Genomic DNA, 24,972 nt, shown 5'->3' with positions numbered 1-24,972 from the left:
AAACCCCTCCGCGCCTCTGCGCCTCCGCGCCAACCAACCTTCTTCTCACTCCCCGGGAAGCGAAAACGAAAACGGCCCCGCACGCCAACCGCGTGCGAGGCCGCCTTCGTGAAAACCGAAACCTTACCGCAGGTCGCCCTGCTCGATCGGCACGATCTTGATCTCGACCCGGCGGTTTTCCGCGCGGCCTTCCTCGGTTTCGTTCGACGCGACCGGCTGCGATTCGCCGAAGCCGCGCGTGCCGATCCGCGCCGCCTGCACGCCGCGCCCGGCCAGCGCATCGGCCACCGCCGCCGCGCGCCGTTCCGACAGGGTCTGATTGTACGCATCGGACCCGGTCGAATCGGTGTGGCCGTACACGTCGATATAGGTCTGGTTGTACTCGCGCAGCACGTCGGCCACCCGGTCCAGCGTCGGGCGGAACTGCGACGAGACGGCCGCGCTGTCGGTGGCGAAGGTGATGCTGGAGGGCATGTTGAGGAACAGGTCATCGCCACGCCGCGTCACGTCAATGTCGGTGCCGGCGGTGCGGGCGCGCAGGTCGCGCTCCTGCTTGTCCATGTACGCGCCGATCCCGGCACCCGCGAGGCCGCCGATGCCCGCGCCGAGGATCTTCTCGGTCCGGTCGCGCCGCCCGCCGACGAGGTCGCCGAGCAGATAGCCGCCCACCGCGCCGCCGATGCCGCCGATCGCCGCGCGCGAGATGGTGCGTTCCCCGGTTTCGGGATCGGTCACGCAGCCGCCGGTCAGCAATGCCGCCGATAATGCACCCGCAACCCAGAATTTCGATGCGCCGCCCATGTTGTCCTCCACGATGATAGCAATGGTTTGTTGCCCCCGGAACGCCTGTTTCCACGCGCTTGTTCCGTTTGCGTTTTGATATGCTCCGGTTGAACAAAGGCTGACAGCGCGGTTGTGCTGGGGTCAGCATTGCGGCATGGGTGATCGCAGTTCGATGGAACCTCTCTCCCCCTTCCCCTGGTTCGACGTTGTCATCATCCTTGCGCTGGTGGCGTTGAACGGCGTGTTCGCCATGTCCGAACTCGCCATCGTCTCTGCGCGCAAGGCCCGGCTGGAAGGGTTGGCAAAATCGGGGGGCAAGGGTGCGCAGACCGCGATGCGGCTGGCCGAGGACCCCGGAAAATTCCTCTCCACCGTCCAGATCGGCATCACCCTGATCGGCATTCTCTCGGGTGCCTATTCGGGGGCCAGCCTCGGCGGGCCGGTCGGCGAGCGGCTGGTGCTGCTGGGCGTCCCGGAAGCGCTCGGCCCCAACGTCGGTTTCGGCGTCGTGATCGGCATCACCACCTTCGCCAGCCTCGTGATCGGCGAACTGGTGCCCAAGCAGTTCGCGCTGCGCTCGCCCGAACCGATCGCGGTGCTGGTCGCGCTGCCGATGCTGTATCTGTCGCGGATCACCGCGCCGTTCGTCTGGGCGCTCGACACCACCTCGTCGCTGATCTTCAAGCTGCTGCGCATGAATCGCGAATCGGAAAACCGGGTGACGGCGGAGGAACTCCACCTGCTCGTCGCCGAGGCCAGCCGCTCGGGCGTGATCGAGGAGCATGAACGCTCGATCATTTCCGGCGTCGTGCGCCTCGCCGACCGGCCGGTGCGTGAAGTGATGACCCCGCGTACCGCCGTCGAATGGCTCGACGTGACGCTGGACGACGCCGGCATCCGCGCGGCGATGGCCGCCGCGCCGCACACCCGCATGCCGGTCGCCGAAGGATCGGTCGATGCGGTGATCGGCGTGGTGCAGGCGCGCGACATCGTCGGCGCGATGGCGCGCGGCGAGGTGCTCGACCTGCGCGTGCTGCTCCACGACGCGCCGGTGCTGCCCGATCAGGTCGACGCGATGGACGCGCTGCAGGCGATTCGCCGTGCCGACGTGCCGATGGGCCTCGTCCACGACGAATATGGCCATTTCGAAGGCATCGTGACCCCCGCCGACCTGTTGCGCGCGATCGCGGGCGATTTCGCGTCGGATGCGGAGGTCGACCATCCGCACATCTTCCGCCGCGAGGACGGATCGCTGCTCGTCTCCGGGCAAACCCCGGCCGACCAGCTTGCCGAACGCATTGGCATCGATCTCGACGAGGATCGCGACTATGCGACCGTCGCCGGTCTCGCGCTGGCGGTGCTCAAGCATCTGCCGACCGAAGGCGAGCATTTCACCGAACAGGGCTGGCGCTTCGAGATCGTCGACATGGACGGCCGCAAGATCGACAAGCTGCTGGTCGCGCAGGTCGAATAGCGGCTCGGCACCGCCCCGGAACCCGCCTGCGCGCGTGTCCCGGACGCCCCTACTTACCGCCTCGTCCACGCCTCCTGCGCCGTGTCGGCTTTCCGCGCCAGCGTGCGCTTCGCCGCCTTGTCGTCCAGACCGTACGCTTTCAGGAACAGCACGCTGTTGGCGATCGCGGCGGCATGGCCCGGCGCATCGGCCTTGCCGACCAGTTCATGGCCGCCGCCGCGATAGACCACCGCGAACTTGTCGCCCGCCGGCGCGCTCTGCACCGGGAACAGGTGGTCGTGCCAGTCGGTGACGAAGCCCGGCACGACATCGGCATCGCCGGTTATGACCATCATCGGCAGCGCATCGGTGGCATAGGCGGTGGGGGTGATGAGGCCGGGGATGCGGCCGGGCGAGGAAAAGCCCAGCACCGCCTTCACCGCCGGTTCGCGGAACGGCGCGATATGCGCCAGCCCGCCGCCCATGCACAGCGCGATCAGCGTGCCGAAGCTGTGTCCGGCCGCGACCACCGGCTTGCCCGGCCATGTCCGCGCGGCATAGGCCGCCGCCGCGCGCTGGTCGGCGATGCGCTCCATGAAGCTGGCCTGCATCGTGAACTTCGCGCGATCTGGATAGTGCATCGAATCGACGTGGACCGGCGCGATCACCGCAAATCCGGCATTGCGCCACGCGGCGGCCGCCTCCTCATAGCGTTCCGGCCACGACCCGTGCCCGGTCGACAGCAGTACGACACCATGCACCCGGTCGGGCACCCATGTCACCATCGTCGTCGACCGGGTCGGCGATACGGTCAGCGGCACGGTGGCCGATGGCGCGGCGAGCGCCGGTGCGGCGGTCGCCACCACCGCGACGGCAAGGGCGGTGATGATCGGTGACATGGCTCGCTTCTCCCCGGAACAATCCGCCGGGGATAGGCGGTCGAGAGGCGAACCGCCAGCCGCTCCGGGTCAGAGCTTCCCGAACACCGCCTCGAACCCGGCCTTGTCTCCCGCCGCCAGATAGCGCGCCTGTTCGACCCAGCGATCGCGCGCCATGCGCGGTGCGAAGGTGCCGAGCGTCGCGGCGACATCGTCCGCCTGCGCATCGTCGAGCCGGGCGAGCGCCGCGATGTCGGCGATGCCCCGATCCACCAGCATCGCCGCGACCTTTGGCCCCAGACCTTTCAGCAGCGTCAGGTCGGTTGCCTCCGCTACCGGCGCCACGGGAGCGGCAACTGGTGCTACCGGCGCAGGCGCAACGACCGGGGCAGGGGCAGGGGCAGGGGCAGGGGCAGGGGCAGGGGCAGGGGCAGGGGCAGGGGCAGGGGCAGGGGCAGGGGCAGGGGCGACCGTCCGGGCCTCCTCGCGCACCGGCTCGGCCACTTGCACCACGTCCGCGCTTGCCGGCACCGCATCACGTGCCGCCACCGCTTCGCCTGGCGCATCGGGATCGTCGACCGCGCCGTCACCGGTGCGCTCCAGATGCCCGGCCTCCTCCAGCTCGCGCGTGCCCTCGCGCCGCCGGCGCGCCAGCTTCATGCCATAGGCGATGCCGACGATCGTCAGCACCATCAGCACCGCGATCAGCACGAAATGCGCGGTCGTCAGCACGCCGAGCACGCCCGGCGACTGGAGGGGAGTGGTGCCGCTGTCCTGCATGATCCGTCCTTATGCCTGTCCGTTCTCGCGCGCGATCTCGCGCCAGCCGATGTCGCGCCGGCAGAAGCCGGGGAAATCGAGCGCGTCGACCCCGCGATACGCCGCCGCCTGCGCCGCCGCGACGCTGGCCCCGCGCCCCGTCACCGCCAGCACCCGGCCACCGGCGGTCACAACGCCCGTGTCGCCGCTTCGGGTTCCGGCGTGGAACACCGTCGTCCCCGCCGCCTCCGCCGCGTCGATCCCGCCGATCGGCCGGCCCGTCTCGGGCGTGCCCGGATAGCCCGGCGCGGCCATCACCACGGTCAACGCCACGTCCGGCAAGAATACCGGCGCCGCCGCCTCGCCCAGCCGTCCCTCGGCCACTGCCAGCAGGGTCGGCAGCAGGTCGCTGTCGAGCCGCGCCATCAGCACCTGCGCCTCGGGATCGCCGAAGCGCGCATTATATTCGATCAGCTTCGGGCCGCGCTCGGTCAGCATCAGCCCGGCATAGAGCACCCCCGAATAGGGCGTGCCCCGCGCCGCCATCGCCGCCACGGTCGGCGCGACGATCGTGTCGATCGCCAGTCGCTCCAGCGCCGCCGTCAGCACCGGGGCGGGGGAATAGGCCCCCATGCCGCCGGTGTTCGGTCCGACATCGCCGTCGCCGACCCGCTTGTGGTCCTGCGCCGATCCGAACGGCATCAGCGACACGCCATCGGTCAGCACGAACAGGCTGGCTTCCTCGCCCGACAGGAATTCCTCGATCACCGCCTCGCCGCCGGGCTGTTCGAAGATCGCGGCCAGCGCAGCCTCCGCCTCGGCGCGGTCCATCGCTATCGTCACGCCCTTGCCCGCCGCGAGGCCGTCGGCCTTGATGACCACCGGCAGCGAGAAGGGCGACAGCGCCGCGATCCCCTCGTCCAGCGCCTTCACCCGGACATAGCCGGCGGTCGGAATGTCCGCCTCGCGGCACAGGTCCTTGGTATAGCCTTTCGATCCTTCGAGCTGCGCCGCCGCCGACGACGGCCCGAACACGGGGATCGCGGCCGCGCGCAGATCGTCGGCCAGCCCCGCCACCAGTGGCGCTTCCGGCCCCACCACCACCAGCCCGACCGACGCCTCGCCACAGAAGCGCACCACCGCATCGTGATCGGTCACGTCCAGCGGCACCAGCTTGGCGCAGCGGCCGATGCCGGGGTTGCCGGGCGCGGCATAAAGCGTATCGAGGGCATCCGACTGCGCCAGTTTCCATGCCAGCGCATGTTCGCGCCCACCCGATCCGATCAACAGGACATTCATGGACGATCGCTTCCCCGATTTCACAACCAGCCGGCTCGTAGCCGAGCCGCGCGCCAACGACAACGCCGCCCCCGAAAGCGTGTCGGAACTCGCCGGCCGGCTAAAACGCATGGTCGAGGGCGAATTCGGCCGCGTCCGCCTGCGCGGCGAAATATCGGGCTACAAGCGCGCAACCTCGGGCCATGTCTATCTGGCGCTCAAGGACGATGCCGCGCTGATCGACGGCGTGCTGTGGCGCGGATCGGCCAGCAAACTCGCCTTCACCCCGCAGGATGGCGTCGAGGTGATCGCCACCGGCAAGCTCACCACCTATCCCGGCCGCTCGCGTTACCAGATCGTGATCGATCACCTCGAACTGGCCGGCGAAGGCGCACTGATGGCACTGTTCGAGAAACTGAAGGCCAAGCTCGCCGGCGAGGGACTGTTCGCGGCGGACAAGAAGCGCGCGCTGCCGTTCCTGCCGCGCACGATCGGCATCGTCACCTCGCCGACCGGCGCGGTGATCCGCGACATCCTCCATCGCCTCGCCGACCGCTGCCCCAGCCATGTGCTGGTCTGGCCATGCAAGGTGCAGGGCGAAGGCTCGGCGGCCGAGATCGCGGCGGCGATACGCGGCTTCGGTGCGCTGCCGGTGCGTCCCCCCCTTCGTCACCCCGGACCTGTTCCGGGGTCCACCGATCCGCAAACGCCGCAGCCGTTGCTCCTGCCCAACGGTGGACCCCGGAACGAGTCCGGGGTGACGGAAGCAGAAGCCGACCCTCGCATCATCTACCGCCCCGACCTCCTCATCGTCGCGCGCGGCGGCGGCTCGATCGAGGATTTGTGGTCGTTCAACGAGGAGATCGTCGTCCGGGCAGTCGCCGCCTCGCCGATCCCGGTCATCTCGGCGGTCGGCCACGAAACCGATACCACGCTGTGCGACTTCGCCGCCGACCTGCGCGCGCCGACGCCGACCGCCGCCGCCGAAATGGCGGTGCCGGTCCGTGCCGACCTCGCCAACACCATCGCCAGCCTGTCGCTGCGCACCGAACGCTATGTCCGCCGCTATCACGAACGCGGCAGCGAACGCCTCGCCGCGCTGGTCCGCGTGATGCCCCGGCGTGACGCGCTGCTCGGCCCGCAGCGCCAGCGGCTCGACGACGTCAGCGCCCGGCTGTCACTGGCGCTCGAACGGCGGCTGGCCGGCGCGCGCCGCGACCTCGACCGGCGCGGCGGCGCGCTGCGCCCGGCGATGCTGACCCAGGCGCTGGGGCGCGCCCGCGCCCGGTTCGACGGCACCGCGCGGATGCTCGACAGCGTGAACCCCGACAATCTGTTGCAGAAAGGCTATGTCCGCGTCGTCGCCCGCGCGACCGGCAAGACGATCGCGTCGGCCGCCGAAGCACGCGCGGCGGGCGGACTGCAACTCCACTTCCGCGACGGCACGCTCGACGCAAAGGTTGAGCGCGCGGGCACCAAAGCCTATGTCGAACCGACCCAGCCGAGCCTGTTGTAGCAAGGCAAACTCCCCTCCCTGACAAGGGAGGGGCCGGGGGTGGGTCGGCCTGCGAGGAAACGCCACGCCCGCCACCGGCCAACCCACCCCAACCCCTCCCTTGTCAGGGAGGGGCAAGAAAGTGCCATCGGACGCCCGCCCGTCCCACAAACACCGGAACGCCCCATGTTGAAGCCCGACGCCCGCCCCGCCAAGCTCCAGTATCTCACCAACAATTTCCGCGTGCTGGTCGACGGCGACTACGTCACCTGCGCGGTCAGCCAAACGCGCATCCCGCTCGACGACCTGAAATACTGGAACGCCCCGCGACAGGAAGCCTATGCCACCGCCGAGGCGGCGACCGAGGCGCTGGCGCCGAAGTGATCGCGTTCCCCCCGCCCGCGATCGTCCAGCCCGCGCCGGTTCCCGCGATCGACCTCACCGGCACCCCGGGGCAGGGGGCGGTGCTGACCGGCCGGGCACCCGCCGGCACCACCGCGCTGACGCTCGACGGCACGCCGGTCCGGCTCGCCCCCGACCGCGCCTTCGTGATCGCGTTCGATCGCGACGCCGGCCCCGCCGCCACGCTGATCGCGACGCTCGCCGATGGCCGGCGCATCACCCGCACCCTCGCCATAGCGCCACGCACGTGGCGGATCGAACGCCTGCCCACGCTCCCGCGCGTTTCGCAACCGTCCGCCGAGTTCCAGCGCCGCCGCGCTCCCGAACTGGCGCAGATCGCCGCCGCGCGCACCCGCGCCAGCGACTCGGGCGGCTGGCGACAGCGCTTCGTCTGGCCCGCGACCGGCCGCATATCCGGCCTGTTCGGCTCGCAGCGAATCTATGCCGGCGAACCCGGCGCCTATCATTCGGGCGTCGACGTCGCCCGCCCGACCGGCACGCCCATCGTCGCCCCCGCCGACGGCGTTGTGATCCTTGCCGCGCCCGCGCCGTTCACGCTGGAGGGCAATCTGCTGATGATCGACCATGGCATGGGGCTGAACTCGGCGTTCCTCCACCTGTCGCGGATCGACGTGAAACCGGGCGATCGCGTGCGGCAGGGCCAGCCGATCGGCGCGATCGGTGCTACCGGCCGCGCCACGGGTCCGCATCTCCACTGGGGGATGAAGTGGAACGACGCGCGGATCGATCCGCTGCTGCTGGCCGGGCCGATGCCGGAACCCGAACGCCGCTGAACCATTGCGTTCCATAACCAACGGGGAGTCCTGAACGATGCTGCGCGCCACCCTTCTGACCAGCCTTGCCGCCACCGCGCTCGCCGGTTGCGCCACCACCACCGGCGAAACCGCCGGACGCAGCGCCACCGCGCCGTTGCGCACCGCCGCCGGGGCCGATGTCGGCACCGTCACCGCGACGCAGGTCGGCGACGGCATCCGCGTCCGCATCGTCGCGCGGAACATGCCGGCGGGCACCCACGGCGCACACGTCCACACCACCGGGCGCTGCGACGGCCCCGACTTCACCACCGCCGGCGGCCACTGGAACCCGACCCAACGCCAGCACGGGACCAGCAACCCCGCCGGCCCGCACGGCGGCGACGCGCCCAATCTGACGATCGGCGCGGACGGCAGCGGCTCGCTCGACATCACGCTACCCTCGGGCACGATGGACGGCCTGCTCGATACCGATGGCGCGGCATTCGTCATCCACGCCAATGCCGACGACTATCGCACCGATCCGTCGGGCAATTCGGGCGGCCGCATCGCCTGCGGCGTGTTCGCCGCCGCCTGATTGCGTGAACGCCCGGTCGGGGGCATGGTGCGGGGATGACCACCCGCCGCCATGTCCTCGCCGGGGCCGGAGCCGCCTCCGCGCTCGCCATCCTGCCTGCCGCCGCCCGCACTACCCGCCCGGCGCTGGTTGCCGGCACCTATTCGTCGCGCGGCGGGGCAGGGCTCTACCCAATTAATCCGACCGCCACCGGCTGGCAGGTCGCCGAACCGATCGGCAAGCTGACCGACCTGTCGTTCGGCGTGTCGCGGGGCGACAAGGCGTATTTCGTCCATGAAAGCGCGAAGGGCCGGCTGATCGCCACCGACCGCGCCGGCGGCATCCTCGCCGACCTGCCCAGCGGCGGCGACGATCCGTGCCATGTCGCGATCGACCGCGCGGGCAGGATGCTTGCCGTAGCCAACTATTCCTCGGGCACGGTCGCGGTCTATCCGCTGAATCGCAACGGGATTCCCGCCGCGCCCGTCGTCCGCCAGCAGACGGGCACCGGCCCGAATGCCGATCGTCAGGCCGGTCCGCACGCGCACTGGGTCGGCTTCACCCCTGACGGCCGCTACCTCCACGCGGTCGACCTCGGCGCCGACGCGGTCTTCGCCTACACGATGCAGGGCACGACGCCGTCGCAGCCCCGCCTCGCGTGGCAGGCCCCCGCCGGCTCCGGCCCCCGCCACCTCGCGCGTCATCCCCGGCTGCCGGTCGCCTATGTCGTGACCGAACTCGCCAACACCCTCGTCACGCTCGACGCGAAACCGGACGGCAGCTTCACGACCCGCGCGTCGCAGTCGCTACTCCCGCCCGGCTTCACCGGCGCGTCCGCCGCCGCGCATCTCTGGATCGACCGCACCGGCCGCCGCCTCTACGCCTCGAACCGCGGGCATGACAGCATCGCGGTCTTCGCCCTTGATGCGAAGGGCGACGCTCGCCCGATCCAGCACATCCCCTGCGGCGGCCACTGGCCGCGCTTCTTTCTCGCGCTGGAGGATGCCCGCCGGTTCCTCGTCGCCAACGAACGCAGCGGCACCGTCACCGTGTTCGGCATCGAGGCCGACGGCCGCCTCACCGCCACCCCCGAACGCCTCGCCATCCCCGGCGTGGTGTTCCTCGATCTGGCCTGACCCAAATTGTCGCCCCAGCGAAGGCTGGGGCCTCAACCGGCGCCTGCCGTGCGTCATCACCGGGATGACGTTCGTGGCGAACCAGTCAGCGCGACCGCTAACCCAACCGGTCCACCGCCCCGGCCAGCCGCTCGTCGAGCACCCCCAGCATCGCCGTCCACCCGCCGAGCGACTCCAGCTCGCCCGGCCCGTCCGAAATTCCGCGCAACCCCATCACCGCCACGCCGAAGCGCTGGCACGCGCGCAGCACCGCGAACGTCTCCATATCGACCATGTCGGCATCGATCGCGTCATACTCATCGCCCCCGACGATGTTCGCGCCGGTCGACAGCCGCGCCACCGGCCAGCCGGCGATCGGCGTCGCCAGCGGCAGTTCGGCGGCATGGTCGCTGAACGGCGTCACTCCCTTCGCCACACCGATCCGCGTCGCGTCCATGTCACGCCACGATACGCTCGCTACCTGCCACACCGATCCCAGCGGCAGCGTGCGCGACCCCGCCGACCCGATCGACACCACCAGATCGGGCAGCACCCCGGTGGCCGCCAGCCCGCACAGCGCCTGCGTCACCCCGATCGCCGCCTCGACCGGGCCGACCCCCGTCACCAGCGGCACGAAGCGTTTGCTGAGGGAAGGTCCATATTCATGGTCCGTCGCCATGACGAACATCACCCGCCGTCCCCCGATCGTCGCCATCCGCATCATCGCCTCTCCGTATCCTGCCCGTCCCTGCGCGCGGTGTCGGGCGCGGGCAAGACCCTTGCCGCCTCGCGATCACGCCTCGCGCACCCGGTTCCTTCCACCCCGGCACCGCGCGTTCCTGCGCCGCCGGTGCAACCCACAATTGCTATTGCAAATCGCGATCAATTACGCTATGCAATGATACCGCTACCAGCGCCCGAAAGCCCGGATTCACCCACTTCCCCCGGCACGTCCACGTTGCTAAGGCGCGGCGGTAAGCTACGCATTCGCGACCGCGGCGCGCCCATGGGCACTCCTCCCGAACCGGCGGTGTCCATCCCCGCCGCGTCACCCATGGGAAGGACCCGCATGACCGCAATTGGCCAGGACACGCTCGGCACGCGCGACACGCTCGATGTCGGCGGCAAGACCTATTCTTACTATTCGCTGGCCAAGGCCGCGGCAAAGCTCGGCGACGTGTCGCGGCTGCCCTTCTCGATGAAGGTGCTGCTCGAAAACATGCTCCGCTTCGAGGATGGCGTCACCGTCACCGGTGAAGACGCACAGGCGATCGTCGACTGGCAGAAGGACGCGCGCTCGGATCGCGAAATCCAGTATCGCCCGGCACGTGTGCTGATGCAGGATTTCACCGGCGTGCCCTGCGTCGTCGATCTCGCGGCGATGCGCGACGCGATCACCGGCCTTGGCGGCGATGCGGCCAAGATCAACCCGCAGGTGCCCGTCCACCTCGTCATCGACCATTCGGTCATGGTCGACGAATTCGGCACGCCGAAGGCCGCCGAGCAGAACGTCGAGCTGGAATATCAGCGCAACATCGAACGCTATGAATTCCTCAAGTGGGGTTCGAAGGCGCTCGACAACTTCTCGGTCGTGCCGCCGGGCACCGGCATCTGCCATCAGGTGAACCTCGAATATGTGGCCCAAGCGGTCTGGTCGTCGGAATCGACCGACGGCTCGGGCATGATCGCATACCCCGACACGCTGGTCGGCACCGACAGCCACACCACGATGGTCAACGGTCTGGGCGTGCTCGGCTGGGGCGTCGGCGGGATCGAGGCGGAAGCGGCGATGCTCGGCCAGCCGGTGTCGATGCTGATCCCCGAAGTCGTCGGCTTCAAGCTGACCGGCAAGCTGGGCGAAGGCATCACCGCCACCGATCTGGTGCTGACCGTCACGCAGATGCTGCGCGCCAAGGGCGTCGTCGGCCGCTTCGTCGAGTTCTACGGCCCCGGCCTGTCGTCGATGACCCTCGCCGACCGCGCGACCATCGCCAACATGGCCCCCGAATATGGCGCGACCTGCGGTTTCTTCCCCGTCGACGACAAGACGATCGACTATATGCGCCTCACCGCGCGGCCCGAGGAAGTCATCGCGCTCACCGAAGCCTATGCCAAGGCCAACGGCTTCTGGCGCGACGAAAATGCGGTCGACCCGATCTTCACCGACACGCTCGAACTCGACATGTCGTCGGTGGTCCCCTCGCTCGCCGGGCCGAAGCGTCCGCAGGACCGCGTCGAGCTGCCGATGGTCGACGACGTGTTCAACGGCGACCTGACCAACGTCTACAAGAAAGCCGCCGCCGTCCGCGTGCCCGTCGAGGGTGCCACGCACGACATCGGCGACGGCGACGTGGTGATCGCCGCGATCACGAGCTGCACCAACACGTCGAACCCGTCGGTGCTGGTCGCCGCCGGCCTCGTCGCGCGCAAGGCGAACAAGCTGGGCCTCAAGCCCAAGCCGTGGGTCAAGACGTCGCTCGCCCCCGGTAGCCAGGTCGTCACCGACTATCTCGACAAGGCCGGGCTGACCGAGGATCTGAACGCGGTCGGCTTCAACCTCGTCGGCTATGGCTGCACCACCTGCATCGGCAACTCGGGTCCGCTTAGCCCGCCGATTTCGGCCGCGATCAACGGCAACGACATCGTCGCCGCCTCGGTCCTGTCGGGCAACCGCAACTTCGAAGGCCGCGTGTCGGCCGACGTCCGCGCCAACTTCCTCGCATCGCCGCCGCTCGTCGTCGCCTATGCGCTAAAGGGCACCGTGACGCAGGACATGGTGTCGACCCCGATCGGTCAGGGTTCGGACGGGCAGGACGTCTATCTCAAGGACATCTGGCCCTCGAACGAAGAGGTCGCCGACCTCATGGCCGCCAACATCGACGACGGCATGTTCCGCTCGCGCTATGGCAACGTCTACGCCGGCGACAAGCACTGGGCCGGGATCGAGGTCGAAGGGTCGGATACCTACAACTGGCCGACGTCGAGCACCTATATCGCCAACCCGCCCTATTTCGACGGGCTGACGATGACGCCGAACCCGGTCGCCGACATCATCGAGGCGAAGCCGCTGGCGATCCTCGGCGATTCGATCACCACCGACCACATCTCGCCCGCCGGATCGATCAAGGCGGACAGCCCGGCCGGCAAGTGGCTGATGGAGCGGCAGGTCGCGCGTACCGACTTCAACAGCTATGGCGCGCGTCGCGGCAACGACAACGTCATGGTGCGCGGCACCTTCGCCAACATCCGCATCAAGAACGAGATGGTCCCCGGCGTCGAGGGCGGCATGAGCCGCTACGAGGGCGAGGTCATGCCGATCTATGACGCCGCCATGCGCCACAAGGCCGACGGCACGCCGCTGGTCGTCATCGCGGGCAAGGAATATGGCACCGGATCGTCGCGCGACTGGGCGGCGAAGGGCACCAACCTGCTCGGCGTCCGCGCGGTTATCACCGAAAGCTTCGAACGGATCCACCGCTCGAACCTCGTCGGCATGGGCGTGCTGCCGCTCCAGTTCGCCGAAGGCGTGACGCGCCAGACGCTGGGGCTGACCGGCGATGAAACCTTCACGATCCAGAACGTGGCCGGCATCCGCCCGCGTCAGGACGTCGAGGTCATCATGGTCCGCGCCGACGGCACGACCGAGACGTTCCAGACCCGCTGCCGGATCGATACCGTCAACGAACTGGAATATTTCCTCAACGGCGGCATCCTCCAGTACGTGTTGCGCAAGCTCGCCGCGTAAGCGGTAGAGCCTGACGGCAAAAAAGGGCCGCGTCTCCCACAAGGAGGCGCGGCCCTTTTCATTGTCCTACACCTGCCGGGTCATGCGATGACCGGATACGCTCCTTGAACCGTTCGATCTCAACGGCTTGCCACCGCCCGGCCACGGTGCGCACGAAACGCGCGCAAGTGTAAACTTTGTAAACTTCGGACCTGCCTCGCACGACGCGGGGCAGGGGAAGCGGTCACTTCTGACAGGCGATGATCGCCTCGATCACGGCCAATGTCTCCTGCGGGTCGCGGATCTTCACCGTGTCCATCCCCGCTGCCTTGGGCGCGTAATCATTGCCGCCGGGGAAGATCGCATCGCCGATGAACAGCATGGCGTCGGTGGCGATGCCGCTGATGTCGGCCAGCTTGGCAAGGCCGGTCGCCTTGTCGACGCCTTCCTTGGTGATGTCGATCGACGTCGCGCCGCCCATGTTGATCGACAGGCCGGGCAACCGCTGCCGCAGGTCCGCCTGGATGATCTTGCGCTTGGCGAAATCGGGGTCCCAATGTTCCTTGGCGTCGATCGGCGCCTGCTGGCCGAGTGCCGAAAAGGTGATCTGGCTCCCGCGATCCTCGATGCGCGGCCCCCAGGTCTGTTCGGGGGTAAAGCCGGTCGCTTCCAGCGCGGCGTCGAACGCTTCGAGGATGTTCGCCTTGGTCGCATCGTCGAACAGGTCGGCATAGACCGTGTTCCAGCGACCGTCGCCATAGGTGTACAGCTTGGTCCCGCTGGTCGGCATCATCCACAGCCGGTTGAGGTCGGCGCGCTCGGGAAGGTGCCCCGCGACCTGCTTCTCGAACTGCGGCCAGTCGCCACCCGAAATGATCGCGACATGCGCGACGCCGAGCAGATCGGCCAGCGCCTCCGCCATCGGCGCGCCCATCTGCTGCTTGCTCTCGGCAAGCGTTCCATCGAGGTCGAAGGCGACCAACTGCTTCATCGTCTGGCTCCGGTAGAAAGCGTCACCGGGCACGATGCCCGGCCGCAGGGAAAAGGGGTTCAGCGGCCGCCGCGCGCGCGGGTCAGCGCGGCGACGCAGCTCGCGCGGTCGATCGGCGCGCCGCTGCGCTGCCGGGCATCGACATGGCGCACCACCGGCACGCCGCCGGTCGCGGGGGGATAGAGATAGGCGTCGAGGACGCAGATGTCCGACCCATATTGCAGCTTGCGTCCCGGCCCTTCGCTGAGATCAAGCAACGGCTGGCCGAACAACTGGCCGATCGTCGTGGCATTCTGCCCCATCACCCGCTCCAGCCCGATCGTGCCATAGGCGGGGGCAGGGGGCATCGGCAGCGCGTTCTGGCGCACGACCGGGCCGGTCGCGCAGGCCGAAAGCGTCAGTCCCGCAAAGAGCGCGGCGGTGCGTCGCATGTCGTCATCCCCCTTGGGCGCATCCGATGGAACCGATGCGTCGCCATCGCCGCGCCGATCAGCGGCGCAACGAAGTTGACGAACGGAATCATCAGCAATCCGGTTCCCGCCAGCCCCAGTATAAACCGCCGGGTCCGCGTCGCCTGCCGTTCGGTCCGCAGCTCGGCACGGGTCAGGTGCCGCACCGCCACCATGTCGAACAGGTCGCGCCCCAGCAGCCAGCCATTGACCAGCAGCAGCGCGATCGGCGTGCCGATCCCGGTCGGCAGCAACAACAGATACAACGGCGCGCACAACAGGTTCACGCCCAGCGTCCGCAGGCCCGATCGCACTCCCATCATCGCCGAACGCGCGAACGGCACCGGCCGCGCGCTCGCCAGCGCCTCGGGGTAATGCCGCGCCTCGACCGCCTCGACGACATCGTCGGCGAACACGCCCACGACCGCGATCGCGACGATGCGAAACAACAGCCACGCCAGCGCGACCGCCGCCAGCGTCGCCGCCACCGCCGCCAATGCCCCGGCACCGTCACCCAGCGCGAAGCCGTCGCGCGCCACCCAATGCGCGCCCCATGCCATCGCCGCGCCGACGCCCAGCAGCAGGATCAGCGTCACGGTCAGCGACTTGGCCAGCACCTTCAGAAAGGCCCGGTCGCCAAGCTGCGCCACCGACAGGAAAAAGGCACCGACCATCGGGAGCGGTCATGCGGGGCGCGAAGGCCGGCGTCAACGCCCGACCCTTGCCTGTCCCCGCCACGCTGGCTAACGCGCGGCCATCGCCGCTCCGGCCCTTCGGTCGCGGCCCATGACTTTCCGGAGAGCCAGCTTGACCGAACCCACCCTCGACGTCGTCGCCATCGGCAACGCCATCGTCGATATTCTCGCCCAGTCCGACGATGCGTTCCTCGCCGCCGAGGGGATGACCAAGGGCTCGATGCAGCTCGTCTTCTCCCCCGCCGACGCCGACGCGCTCTATGCCAAGATGGGGCCGGGCCGCGAAGTGTCGGGCGGATCGGCCGCCAATACCGTCGCCGCCATCGCCGCGCTGGGCGGCAAGACCGGCTTCATCGGTCAGGTCGCCGACGACCAGTTGGGCGCGGTGTTCGCGCACGACATCCGCGCCGCCGGGGTCCGCTTTGATACCGCCGTCCGCGCCGGCGAGCCGACCACCGCGCGCTGCCTGATCTTCGTAACGCCCGATGGGCAGCGCACGATGAACACCTTCCTCGGCGCATCGCAGTTCCTGCCCGAAGCTGCCCTCGACGCCGATCTGATCGCCAGCGGCGCGATCCTGTATCTCGAAGGCTATCTGTGGGATCCGGAAGAACCCCGCGCGGCGATGCGTGCCGGCATCCGTATCGCGCGTGACGCGGGCCGCAAGGTCGCCTTCACCCTGTCCGACACCTTCTGCATCTCGCGCCACGGCGACGATTTCCGCGCGCTGATCGCCGAAGGGCAGATCGACATCCTGTTCGCCAACGAGAACGAGCTGCTGGCGCTGGCCGAGGTCGAGGATTTCGACGCGGCGGTCGACAAGGTCGCAGGCCAGGCGCCGCTACTGGTCGTGACGCGCGGCGAACACGGCGCGATCGCGGTGACGGCGGGCAAGCGCACCAGCGTCGCCGCCGAGCCGATCGCGCGGGTGGTCGACACCACCGGCGCGGGCGATCTGTTCGCCGCCGGCTTCCTCCATGGGCAGGCGCAGGGCCATGACGTCGAACGCTCGCTGAAGCTGGGTGCGCTGTGCGCCGCCGAAATCCTGTCGCACTATGGCGCGCGGCCCGAAGTCGACCTGAAGACGCTGGCGGCGACGAAGCTCGGCTGAACCGACCGATGGCGGGGTCGGCTTTTCCGGTCCTGCAGTCGCCCGCCGCATGTCGGCTCAACGCCGATGATGCCGGGAACGTCCGGGCATCCGATAGCGCAAAAAGGAAAGGGTCCGGGAGTTGCCTCCCGGACCCTTTCCTTTTGCGCTTCGAGCATCGTCAGGCGTCGGGGTCCGCGGTAGCGGCGGCGTACCGCTGCCGGTTTCCGGCGTATCCGTCAGAGACCACGTCCGACATGGCTGTGCGAACGGCTGTAACCGAAATACACGACCAGTCCGAGCGCCGCCCATCCGAAGAACAGCGCCAGCGTGTAGAACGACAGGCTGAAGAACAGGTACAGGCATCCGGCCACCGCCAACGGCGCGACGAGAATCACTGCCGGGGTACGGAACGGACGACGCCGACCCGGATCGGTCCGCCGCAGCACCAGTACCGCGATCGCGACCATCGCGAAGGCGAACAACGTTCCCGAATTGGAGATGTCAGCGAGCGCACCGACCGGAAACAATGCCGCGAAGAACGCGACGAACACGCCGGTGATGATCGTGACGACATGCGGGGTGCCGTATTTCGGATGCACCTGCGACAGCTTCTCCGGCAGCAGGCCGTCCCGGCTCATCACGAAGAAGATGCGCGTCTGGCCGAACATCATCATCAGCACGACGCTGGGCAGGGCAAGGCCGGCGGCAAGGCCGACCAGATTGCCGACCTGACGCCAGCCGATTTCACGCAGCGTCCATGCCAAAGCTTCCTTGGAACATACGACGGCCTGCGAACCGATATTCGCGCAGGCAGCGGCCAGCTCGGTGCTGCCCGGCGCAATGCCGTTGCCGTTCGCGTCCAGCATCGGCTGCGCACCGACCGTGCCGATGACCCCGGCGGCCACGAGGATGTAGAAGACCGTGCAGATGGCAAGGCTGCCGATCAGGCCGATCGGCATGTTGCGTTGCGGGTTCTTGGTTTCCTCGGCCGCGGTCGAGACTGCATCGAACCCGACATAGGCGAAGAAGATCGACGCTGCCGCCGCCGATATGCCGCCAAAGCCCAGCGGCGCGAACGGTTCGAAATTGGCCGATTTCATGACCGGCAGCGCGAGGACGCAGAACAGGACGAGCGCAGCGATCTTCACCGCGACGAGGATGGCGTTGATAAACGCCGATTCCTTGGTCCCGATCACCAGCAGCCACGTCACCAGCAACGCGATGATGAACGCCGGCAGGTTAATGATCCCGCCATCGATCGGTCCCAGGGTCAGCGCTGCGGGCAGGTCGATACCCGCGAACTCGCGCAGCAAACCGACGAAATACCCCGACCAGCCGACGGATACCGCGCCAGCGGCGACCGCATATTCAAGCACCAGTGCCCAGCCGACCATCCATGCCAGCAACTCGCCCATGACGGCGTAGCTGTAGGTATATGCCGATCCCGATACCGGGACCATCGACGACATCTCGGCATAGCACAGCGCGGCTACGGCACAGACGAATCCAGCGATGATGAAGGCGATCATCATGCCCGGTCCGGCCTTTTGCGCAGCCTCCGCGGTCAGGACGAAGATGCCGGTGCCGATGATCGCACCGACCCCCAGCATCGTAAGCTGGAACGCGCCGAGCGTGCGCGCGAGCGACTTTTTTTCCGCGGTCGCGAGGATCGCGTCCAGCGACTTGATACGGCCGAAGATCATGCAGGCCCCCCATAGGTGGTCGCAACCGACGCGCCACCGGAATTATGATGCGTGAAACCTACCCGCAAATCCGCCCGGTGCAATTCCTTTCGTGTAATAAAGCTGTCCTATCGCGACAGCATCGGTCCCAACGGCTGCCCACCGAACAGGTGAACGTGCAGGTGCGGCACCTCCTGTCCGCCATGTCCGCCGACGTTGGCGAGCAGGCGATAGCCCGGTTCGACCAGCCCGTGTTCGCGCGCGACATGGCCGACTGCGCGGACGAATCCGGCGATCTCGTTATCGCTCGCCCGGCCTGAGAAATCGTCCCACGACACATAGGCACCCTTGGGGATCACCAGCACATGCACCGGGGCCTGCGGGGTGATGTCGTGGAAGGCGAGCGCGTACTCGTCCTCATAGACCCGCTTCGCCGGAATCTCGCCGCGCAGGATGCGGGCGAAGATGTTGGTGTCGTCATAGGGGAGGGTGGCGTCGATCGGCACGGGCTTCACTCCTTGGGGCGGGCGGCTTTCTCGGCGATGCCCGACAGGCCGTCGCGCCGCGTCAGCTCGGCGCGGACCTCGTCCAGCGTGATTCGCTTCTCGGCGAGCAGCACCAGCAGATGAAAGAGCAGGTCAGCAGCCTCGCCGATCAGGCCGTCTCGATCGTCGGCCATCGCCGCGATCACGCACTCGACCGCCTCCTCGCCGACCTTCTGCGCCATCTTCGGCACGCCCCGCGCATGGAGCTTCGCGACATAGGATTGCGCCGGATCGCCTTGGAGCCGGGTGGCGATCACCGATTCGAGATGGTCGAGCGCGTCCATGGTCAGTCCTTGCGGTTGCGGTTGCGGATCGCCCGCCGCGCCAGCACCACCATCAGCGCGACCGCGACGAAGGTCGCCACGTCGGACAGCGCGAAGCCGGTGCGCGGGGGCACGGTGCCCGAATGGGCGGCGAGGACCACGGGTATCATGCGGGCGACCGCACCGGCACGCCCGCCCTCGCCAGCGCGGCATGCGCATCGGCGACAGACGCCTCGCCGAAATGAAAGATCGACGCGGCCAGAACCGCGCTCGCATGGCCCTGCGTCACGCCCGCGACCAGATGGTCGAGCGTGCCGACTCCGCCCGATGCCACCACCGGCACCGATACCTGGTCAGCGATGGTGCGGATCAGGTCGAGGTCATAGCCGTCGCGCGTGCCGTCGCGGTCCATCGACGTGACCAGCAGTTCGCCCGCGCCCAGTTCGGCCAAGCGTAGCGCATGCTCCACCGCGTCGATGCCGGTCGCCCGCCTGCCGCCATGGGTGAACACCTCCCACCGGTCGCCGGCCCGCCGCGCGTCGACCGAGGCGGTGACGCACTGGCTGCCGAAGCGCGCGGCAATATCGGCCACCAGTTCGGGCCGCGCCACGGCGGCGGAATTGACCGCGACCTTGTCGGCGCCGGCCAGCAGCAGCGCACGAGCATCCTCGGGCGTGCGCACCCCGCCACCGACGGTCAGCGGCATGAAGCACACCTCGGCAGTGCGGCGCACCACGTCGATGATCGTGTCGCGCCCTTCGTGGCTGGCGCCGATGTCGAGGAAGGTCAGTTCATCGGCGCCCGCCGCGTCATAGGCTCGCGCCTGTTCCACCGGATCGCCGGCATCGCGCAGCTCGACGAAATTCACGCCCTTGACCACCCGCCCGGCATGGACGTCGAGACAGGGGATGACGCGGACGCGGACGCTCACGCGCGCGCCACCGCGATCGCCTCGGCCAGATCGAGGCGCCCGTCGTACAGCGCGCGGCCGGTTATGACGCCTTCGATTCCCGCCTTGCCTTTCAGCGCATGGATATCGCCGATATCGGCCACGCCGCCGCTGGCGATGACCGGAATCGATACGGCAGCCGCCAGCGCGGTCGTCGCCTCGACATTGCAGCCTTTCAGCATCCCGTCGCGCCCGACGTCGGTGAACAGAACTGCTGCGACGCCGGCATCCTCGAACCGGCGGGCGAGGTCGACCACCGACACGTCGGACACATCGGCCCAGCCACGCGTCGCGACCATGCCGTCCCACGCATCGACCGCAACGACGATCCGGCCCGGACAGGCGCGGGCCGCCTCGCGCACGAAATCGGGGTCCTCCAGCGCGGCGGTGCCGATCACCACCCGCGCGACGCCGAGGTCGAGCCAGCGATCGACGTTGGCGCGGTTGCGGATACCGCCGCCCAGTTGCACCCGGCCGGGAAAGGCGTTCAGGATGCCCGCCACCGCATCGCCGTTGACCGACTGGCCGGCGAAGGCCCCGTCGAGGTCGACGACGTGGAGATGATCCGCGCCGGCATCGGCAAACATCGTCGCCTGCCGCGCCGGATCGTCGCCATAGACGGTGGCGCGGGCCATATCGCCTTCGGCCAGTCGGACGATCTGCCCGCCCTTGAGGTCGATGGCGGGGAAGACGATCAAGGACGCCATTCGAGAAACCTCTCCAGCAGCGCCAATCCGTAGCGCTGGCTCTTTTCAGGGTGGAACTGCACGCCCAGCAGATTGTCGCGACCGATCGCGGCGCTCACCGGCCCGCCATGATCGGTGGTGGCGAGCACATGGTCGCCGTCGAACGCATAGCTGTGTAGGAAATAGGCTTCGCCCGGCACCAGCAGCGGATGATCGGCCATCGGCACCACGTCGTTCCAGCCCATGTGCGGCACGGTGACGCCGGGCGCGGGATCGATCCGGCGGACGGTGCCGTCGATCCAGCCGAGGCCGGCATGCGTCCCGAACTCCTCGCCGGTCGTGGCCAGCAACTGCATGCCGACACACACGCCGAGGAAGGGCACGCCGCCGTCCAGCGCCCGTGCGCGTAGCGCCTCGACCATGCCGGGGATCGCGGCAAGCCCGCCCATGCACGCGGCGAACGCGCCGACGCCGGGCAGCACGATGCGATCGGCGCGCAGTACCAAATCGGGGTCGGCGGTGATCGCCAGATCGCGCGAACCCGCTGCCTTCAATGCGTTGGCAACCGAATGCAGGTTGCCCGCACCGTAATCGATCAGCGCGATCACAGCGCGGCGGCCACCGCGTCGACGGCAAGGGTGGCGGTGAAGGCGACGACCTCGACCGTGGCGACGCCGTTCAGAACGAACGGATCGGTTTCGGCCAGCGCTTGCACCGTGTCCGCATCGCCACGGAACAGCAGCACGCCACCGGTCGGCGGATTGCGCCGCCCGGCCAGCAGCATCTCGCCCGCCGCCATTCGCGCCTCGATCCACGCGACATGTGCCGCGCGGTGCGTGTCGACTTCTTCCAGCGGCTTCACATAGCTCAGCATGGCGAGGCTCAGCGGCTGCATCGGACGGGCGACCATCGTTACAATACTCCCTTGGTCGAGGGGATGGCGTCGGCTTTGCGCGGGTCGATCTCGGTCGCCATGCGCAAGGCTCGCGCCAGTCCCTTGAAGACGCTTTCGACGATATGATGATTGTTGGTGCCGTACAGCGTCTCGATGTGCAGCGTGATGCCCGCCGCCTGCGCGAAACTGTGGCAGAAATGCTCGAACATCTCGGTATCCATCGTGCCGAGCGACTGCTGGCTGAACGCGACCTTCCACACCGTCCACGGCCGCCCCGAAATGTCGAGCGCGACGCGGGTCAGCGTCTCGTCCATCGGCGACAATGCCTCGCCATAACGGGCGATGCCGCGCTTGTCGCCGAGTGCTTTCGCGAATGCCTCGCCGATCGCGATGCCGGTGTCCTCGACGGTGTGATGCGCGTCGATATGCAGGTCGCCCTTGGTCCGGACGGTCAGGTCGATCAGCGAATGGCGGCTGAGCTGTTCGAGCATGTGATCGAAGAAGCCGACTCCGGTCGACACGTCGTAGGTGCCGGTGCCGTCGAGGTTGACGGTGACGTCGACCGACGTCTCGCTGGTGTGGCGGGCGATGGTGGCGGTGCGCATGGGCGTCCCATAGCGCGGTGTCGGCCCCATGCAACGCAACGAATCTTGACCGGGCACGAAACCCCGCTACCCAAGGTCGCCATGAACCAGATCATCGCCGACAGCCTGATCCCGTATGACGAGATCGTCCAGGAAGCCCTGCGCGCGGTGGTCGGCCGCGTGCTGGGGCAGGTGTCCGCCACCGGCGCCTTGCCCGGCGAGCATCATTTCTACATCACCTTCAAGACGCAGGCGCCCGGCGTAGACATCCCCAAGCGGTTGATCGAACGCTTCCCGGACGAGATGACGATCGTCATCCAGCATCGCTTCTGGGACCTGACCGTCGACGATACCCGTTTCTCGGTGGGCCTGAGCTTCGGCGGCATTCCGTCGACGCTCATCATTCCCCATGCGGCAATCACCGGCTTCCATGATCCGGCGGTCAATTTCGAGCTGCGTTTTCAGGCGACCGAGGACGGCGGGATCGATTCCGAACCGCACGACCAGCCGGAAAACGATGCGCCGATCGCAACGAGCGAGGACGGGTCGAACGTCGTCGCGGTGGATTTCAAACGCAAGAAGTGACGATCGAGGTCGTCGCCGCGCCGGGTGATGCCGAACGCGATGCGATCCTGCGCGTCCTCGTCGCGCACAACGACGCGGCGGTCGGGCCGACCGGACGGCGGCAGGTCGCGATCGTCCTGCGCGACGAGGGCGGCGCGATCCTCGGCGGGCTGTGGGGCAGGATCGGCTATCGCTGGCTGTTCGTCGAATATCTGGCGGTGCCGCCATCGCACAAGGGGCGCGGGATCGGCCGTGACCTGATGCAGCGGGCCGAGGCAGAAGCGCGGGCCGGCGGGTGCATCGGCATCTGGCTCGACACCTTCAGTTTCCAGGCGCGCGGTTTCTACGAAAAGCTGGGTTTCGCCGTATACGGCGACATTCCCGATTTCCCGCCGGGCGAGACGCGCTTCTTCCTGTCGAAGCGGATCGACTGAGCCGCTGACGGGTTTTGGCGGATATGACCAATACCCGCACCGAAACCGATTCGATCGGCCCGATCGAGGTTCCTTCGCAAGCCTATTGGGGGGCGCAGACCGAGCGATCGATCGAGAATTTTCCCTTTGCCGTTAGCGAACGCATGCCGATCGGCATCGTCCACGCACTGGCGATCGTGAAGCAGGCGGCGGCGCGCGTGAACCGTACGCACGGCCTTCCCGACAACATCGCCGACACGATCGATTCGGCGGCGGGAGAGGTGATCGCCGGCAAGCTCGACGACCAATTCCCGCTGGTCATCTGGCAGACCGGCAGCGGCACCCAGTCGAACATGAACGTCAACGAAGTGATCGCCGGCCGCGCCAACGAGGTGCTGGGCGGAACCCGCGGCGGCAAGGTGCCGGTACATCCCAACGATCACGTCAACATGGGGCAATCGTCGAACGACAGCTTCCCGACCGCGCTGCATGTCGCCGCCGTCATCGCGCTCAACCGCGATCTGCTGCCCGCGCTCGACCGGCTGGCGGGATCGCTGGAGGCGAAGGCTCGGGACTGGGCGGAGATCGTCAAGATCGGCCGCACCCATTTGCAGGATGCGACGCCGCTCACGCTGGGGCAGGAGTTTTCCGCTTACGTCGCGCAACTGCACGATGCCGACCGCCGGTTGCGCTCTGCCGAGGGTGATCTGCTGCGGTTGGCACAGGGCGGTACGGCGGTCGGCACCGGCCTGAACGCCGCGCCCGGCTTCGCCGAAGCGGTTGCAGCGGAGATCGCCTCGATCACCGGCCACGCCTTCGTCACCGCGCCCAACAAGTTCGAGGCGCTGGCATCGAACGATCCGCTGGTGCAACTGTCGGGCACGCTCAACACGCTGGCGGTGGCGCTGACCAAGATCGCCAACGACATTCGCCTGCTCGGTTCGGGGCCGAGGTCGGGGCTGGGGGAGATTGATCTTCCCGCCAACGAACCGGGCAGCTCGATCATGCCGGGCAAGGTCAACCCGACCCAGTGCGAGATGCTGACGATGGTGTCGGCGCAGGTGATCGGCAATCACCTGTCGGTGACGGTCGGCGGCATGCAGGGGCATCTCGAACTCAATGTGTTCAAGCCGTTGATCGGGGCGGCGGTGCTGCGGTCGATCGATCTGCTGAGCGTCGGCATGGTCAGCTTCGCCAAGCGCTGCGTCGACGGGATCGAGCCGAACCGGCAGCGGATCGGCGAACTGGTCGAACGCTCGCTGATGCTGGTGACGGCGCTGGCCCCCGAGATCGGTTATGACAATGCCGCGAAGATCGCCAAGCACGCCCATGCCGCAGGGCAGACGCTGCGCGAAGCCGGCCTCGCGCTCGGGCTGATCGACGAAGCGACGTTTGACCGGCTGGTCCGGCCCGAATCGATGGTCGGGTAAGGGAACCGACGCGCGTTTCCCGCGCTATACCGGTGTAACGACATGCAGGTGACAACATGGGTGCGACAACTATCGGCGCGCTGGTCGGCGGCTTCATCGACAGTCTCGACGGCGGTGACGATTCGAACGTCGATGGTGCGATCAAGGGTGCGATCGTCGCCAATGTTCTGAAAGTCGTGATCCCCGTCGCCATCACCTATGCCATCGGCTGGGCGGTATTGCGTGGCGCGGGCGAATTGAAGGCACAACTCTTTGAGGAGACGGCAGCATGATCGGACGTATTATCGGAGCGCTGGTTGGGCGCCAGATTGATCGTCGTGACGGTCGCGGCGGTGCCAAGGGCGCGGCGATGGGCTGGCTCGCGGGCAGCGCGATGCGGCGGATGGGGCCGCTCGGCATGATCTTGGGCGGCGGCTATGCCGCGAAGAAGGCGTACGACCGTCGCAAGGGTGATCGCTTGCGACGCGGCTACTGATCTCGACACCAGGCTAATCCAAATACGGGCAAGGGGCGACGG

The 24,972-nt window shown here is 68.2% G+C and carries 29 protein-coding genes and 1 pseudogene; 13 read left to right on the top strand and 17 right to left on the bottom strand.

Going from position 1 to position 24,972, the window contains the following annotated elements:
- Window positions 1-123: 123 nt before the first annotated feature.
- Window positions 124-801, bottom strand: coding sequence for an OmpA family protein (locus LRA89_RS14880; protein WP_055757071.1), 678 nt, complete (start codon window positions 799-801; stop codon window positions 124-126).
- Between the two features lie 154 nt (window positions 802-955).
- Here LRA89_RS14880 and LRA89_RS14875 point away from each other — a divergent pair, with 154 nt between their 5' ends.
- Window positions 956-2,257: a hemolysin family protein gene (locus LRA89_RS14875; protein WP_230771365.1), complete on the top strand. Its 1,302-nt coding sequence runs from the start codon at window positions 956-958 to the stop codon at window positions 2,255-2,257.
- A gap of 53 nt (window positions 2,258-2,310) precedes the next feature.
- On the opposite strand, the gene LRA89_RS14870 is transcribed toward LRA89_RS14875, so the two are convergent.
- The 3 genes from LRA89_RS14870 to purD form a co-directional block, all read right to left on the bottom strand.
- Window positions 2,311-3,135, bottom strand: coding sequence for a serine aminopeptidase domain-containing protein (locus LRA89_RS14870; protein WP_230771363.1), 825 nt, complete (start codon window positions 3,133-3,135; stop codon window positions 2,311-2,313).
- Window positions 3,136-3,204: 69 nt separating this feature from the next.
- Window positions 3,205-3,894, bottom strand: coding sequence for a hypothetical protein (locus LRA89_RS14865; RefSeq protein ID WP_230771361.1), 690 nt, complete (start codon window positions 3,892-3,894; stop codon window positions 3,205-3,207).
- A gap of 9 nt (window positions 3,895-3,903) precedes the next feature.
- Window positions 3,904-5,172, bottom strand: a complete 1,269-nt coding sequence (gene purD / locus LRA89_RS14860) for a phosphoribosylamine--glycine ligase (protein ID WP_230771358.1) — start codon at window positions 5,170-5,172, stop codon at window positions 3,904-3,906.
- Between purD and xseA the strand changes: the two genes are divergently transcribed.
- The 5 genes from xseA to LRA89_RS14835 all read left to right on the top strand — a co-directional run bounded on the left by xseA (window position 5,171) and on the right by LRA89_RS14835 (window position 9,513).
- Window positions 5,171-6,667, top strand: a complete 1,497-nt coding sequence (xseA, locus tag LRA89_RS14855; RefSeq protein WP_230771356.1) for an exodeoxyribonuclease VII large subunit — start codon at window positions 5,171-5,173, stop codon at window positions 6,665-6,667. The genes purD and xseA overlap by 2 nt on opposite strands.
- A gap of 165 nt (window positions 6,668-6,832) precedes the next feature.
- Entirely contained in the window at window positions 6,833-7,030 is a 198-nt protein-coding gene (locus LRA89_RS14850; protein ID WP_055757058.1) for a DUF2093 domain-containing protein, read from the top strand.
- Window positions 7,027-7,842 (top strand): M23 family metallopeptidase, encoded by an 816-nt coding sequence (locus LRA89_RS14845; protein ID WP_230771354.1) that lies wholly within the window; start codon window positions 7,027-7,029, stop codon window positions 7,840-7,842. The genes LRA89_RS14850 and LRA89_RS14845 overlap by 4 nt, the downstream gene beginning before the upstream one ends.
- Before the next feature lie 37 nt (window positions 7,843-7,879).
- Window positions 7,880-8,398, top strand: coding sequence for a superoxide dismutase family protein (locus tag LRA89_RS14840; RefSeq protein ID WP_230771352.1), 519 nt, complete (start codon window positions 7,880-7,882; stop codon window positions 8,396-8,398).
- Between the two features lie 35 nt (window positions 8,399-8,433).
- On the top strand, window positions 8,434-9,513 hold the full coding sequence (locus LRA89_RS14835; RefSeq protein WP_230771350.1) for a lactonase family protein: 1,080 nt from the start codon (window positions 8,434-8,436) through the stop codon (window positions 9,511-9,513).
- Between the two features lie 97 nt (window positions 9,514-9,610).
- On the opposite strand, the gene LRA89_RS14830 is transcribed toward LRA89_RS14835, so the two are convergent.
- The gene (locus LRA89_RS14830) at window positions 9,611-10,216 is read right to left on the bottom strand and encodes a 5'-methylthioadenosine/S-adenosylhomocysteine nucleosidase (RefSeq protein ID WP_230771347.1); all 606 of its coding nucleotides are present in this window, start codon (window positions 10,214-10,216) and stop codon (window positions 9,611-9,613) included.
- 345 nt (window positions 10,217-10,561) lie between these two features.
- On the opposite strand from LRA89_RS14830, the gene acnA reads away from it, so the two are divergent.
- Window positions 10,562-13,237 (top strand): aconitate hydratase AcnA, encoded by a 2,676-nt coding sequence (gene acnA / locus LRA89_RS14825; protein WP_230771345.1) that lies wholly within the window; start codon window positions 10,562-10,564, stop codon window positions 13,235-13,237.
- Between the two features lie 223 nt (window positions 13,238-13,460).
- Here acnA and LRA89_RS14820 read toward each other — a convergent pair whose 3' ends face one another.
- The 3 genes from LRA89_RS14820 to LRA89_RS14810 are packed head-to-tail and all read right to left on the bottom strand — an operon-like array spanning window position 13,461 to window position 15,330.
- Window positions 13,461-14,207, bottom strand: coding sequence for an HAD-IIB family hydrolase (locus LRA89_RS14820; RefSeq protein WP_230771343.1), 747 nt, complete (start codon window positions 14,205-14,207; stop codon window positions 13,461-13,463).
- 59 nt (window positions 14,208-14,266) lie between these two features.
- Window positions 14,267-14,638 carry a hypothetical protein gene (locus tag LRA89_RS14815; protein WP_230771341.1) on the bottom strand — a complete coding sequence of 124 codons (372 nt, stop codon included), beginning with the start codon at window positions 14,636-14,638 and terminating at the stop codon, window positions 14,267-14,269.
- Window positions 14,605-15,330: an EI24 domain-containing protein gene (locus LRA89_RS14810; RefSeq protein WP_230771339.1), complete on the bottom strand. Its 726-nt coding sequence runs from the start codon at window positions 15,328-15,330 to the stop codon at window positions 14,605-14,607. Before LRA89_RS14810 ends, LRA89_RS14815 begins: the two co-directional genes overlap by 34 nt.
- Before the next feature lie 133 nt (window positions 15,331-15,463).
- On the opposite strand from LRA89_RS14810, the gene LRA89_RS14805 reads away from it, so the two are divergent.
- Window positions 15,464-16,462, top strand: coding sequence for an adenosine kinase (locus LRA89_RS14805; RefSeq protein ID WP_230771336.1), 999 nt, complete (start codon window positions 15,464-15,466; stop codon window positions 16,460-16,462).
- A gap of 162 nt (window positions 16,463-16,624) precedes the next feature.
- On the opposite strand, the pseudogene LRA89_RS14800 reads toward LRA89_RS14805, so the two are convergent.
- The 9 genes and pseudogenes from LRA89_RS14800 to hisB form a co-directional block, all read right to left on the bottom strand.
- Window positions 16,625-18,147, bottom strand: a pseudogene (locus LRA89_RS14800) (amino acid permease); the annotation flags it as partial.
- Window positions 18,148-18,254: 107 nt separating this feature from the next.
- A complete protein-coding gene (locus LRA89_RS14795) occupies window positions 18,255-18,632 on the bottom strand; it encodes a histidine triad nucleotide-binding protein (protein WP_055757415.1) in 378 nt (125 codons plus the stop codon).
- Window positions 18,633-18,637: 5 nt separating this feature from the next.
- The gene (locus tag LRA89_RS14790; protein WP_230771334.1) at window positions 18,638-18,955 is read right to left on the bottom strand and encodes a phosphoribosyl-ATP diphosphatase; all 318 of its coding nucleotides are present in this window, start codon (window positions 18,953-18,955) and stop codon (window positions 18,638-18,640) included.
- A 2-nt stretch (window positions 18,956-18,957) separates the two neighbouring features.
- Entirely contained in the window at window positions 18,958-19,104 is a 147-nt protein-coding gene (locus LRA89_RS14785) for a hypothetical protein (protein WP_200909856.1), read from the bottom strand.
- Entirely contained in the window at window positions 19,101-19,865 is a 765-nt protein-coding gene (gene hisF, locus LRA89_RS14780; protein ID WP_230771333.1) for an imidazole glycerol phosphate synthase subunit HisF, read from the bottom strand. The genes LRA89_RS14785 and hisF overlap by 4 nt, the downstream gene beginning before the upstream one ends.
- On the bottom strand, window positions 19,862-20,590 hold the full coding sequence (hisA, locus tag LRA89_RS14775; protein ID WP_230771331.1) for a 1-(5-phosphoribosyl)-5-[(5-phosphoribosylamino)methylideneamino]imidazole-4-carboxamide isomerase: 729 nt from the start codon (window positions 20,588-20,590) through the stop codon (window positions 19,862-19,864). Before hisA ends, hisF begins: the two co-directional genes overlap by 4 nt.
- On the bottom strand, window positions 20,578-21,177 hold the full coding sequence (gene hisH, locus LRA89_RS14770; protein ID WP_230771329.1) for an imidazole glycerol phosphate synthase subunit HisH: 600 nt from the start codon (window positions 21,175-21,177) through the stop codon (window positions 20,578-20,580). Before hisH ends, hisA begins: the two co-directional genes overlap by 13 nt.
- Window positions 21,174-21,479, bottom strand: a complete 306-nt coding sequence (locus tag LRA89_RS14765; protein WP_230771327.1) for a YciI family protein — start codon at window positions 21,477-21,479, stop codon at window positions 21,174-21,176. Before LRA89_RS14765 ends, hisH begins: the two co-directional genes overlap by 4 nt.
- 2 nt (window positions 21,480-21,481) lie before the next feature.
- Window positions 21,482-22,069, bottom strand: a complete 588-nt coding sequence (gene hisB, locus LRA89_RS14760) for an imidazoleglycerol-phosphate dehydratase HisB (RefSeq protein ID WP_055757032.1) — start codon at window positions 22,067-22,069, stop codon at window positions 21,482-21,484.
- 81 nt (window positions 22,070-22,150) lie between these two features.
- Between hisB and LRA89_RS14755 the strand changes: the two genes are divergently transcribed.
- The 5 genes from LRA89_RS14755 to LRA89_RS14735 are packed head-to-tail and all read left to right on the top strand — an operon-like array spanning window position 22,151 to window position 24,930.
- The gene (locus LRA89_RS14755; RefSeq protein ID WP_055757030.1) at window positions 22,151-22,633 is read left to right on the top strand and encodes an SspB family protein; all 483 of its coding nucleotides are present in this window, start codon (window positions 22,151-22,153) and stop codon (window positions 22,631-22,633) included.
- On the top strand, window positions 22,630-23,046 hold the full coding sequence (locus LRA89_RS14750; protein WP_230771325.1) for a GNAT family N-acetyltransferase: 417 nt from the start codon (window positions 22,630-22,632) through the stop codon (window positions 23,044-23,046). The genes LRA89_RS14755 and LRA89_RS14750 overlap by 4 nt, the downstream gene beginning before the upstream one ends.
- A 23-nt stretch (window positions 23,047-23,069) precedes the next feature.
- A complete protein-coding gene (fumC, locus tag LRA89_RS14745) occupies window positions 23,070-24,455 on the top strand; it encodes a class II fumarate hydratase (protein WP_230771322.1) in 1,386 nt (461 codons plus the stop codon).
- 56 nt (window positions 24,456-24,511) lie between these two features.
- The gene (locus tag LRA89_RS14740; protein WP_056492171.1) at window positions 24,512-24,727 is read left to right on the top strand and encodes a hypothetical protein; all 216 of its coding nucleotides are present in this window, start codon (window positions 24,512-24,514) and stop codon (window positions 24,725-24,727) included.
- Entirely contained in the window at window positions 24,724-24,930 is a 207-nt protein-coding gene (locus LRA89_RS14735; protein ID WP_055757022.1) for a hypothetical protein, read from the top strand. The genes LRA89_RS14740 and LRA89_RS14735 overlap by 4 nt, the downstream gene beginning before the upstream one ends.
- The last annotated feature ends 42 nt before the right edge of the window (window positions 24,931-24,972 follow it).

It is taken from the genome of Sphingomonas sp. Leaf4, from assembly GCF_920939515.1.
In the GTDB taxonomy this organism is placed as follows: Bacteria; Pseudomonadota; Alphaproteobacteria; order Sphingomonadales; family Sphingomonadaceae; genus Sphingomonas.
Note: the sequence above shows the minus strand (reverse complement) of the source record. Positions and strands in the feature narration are given on the sequence as shown.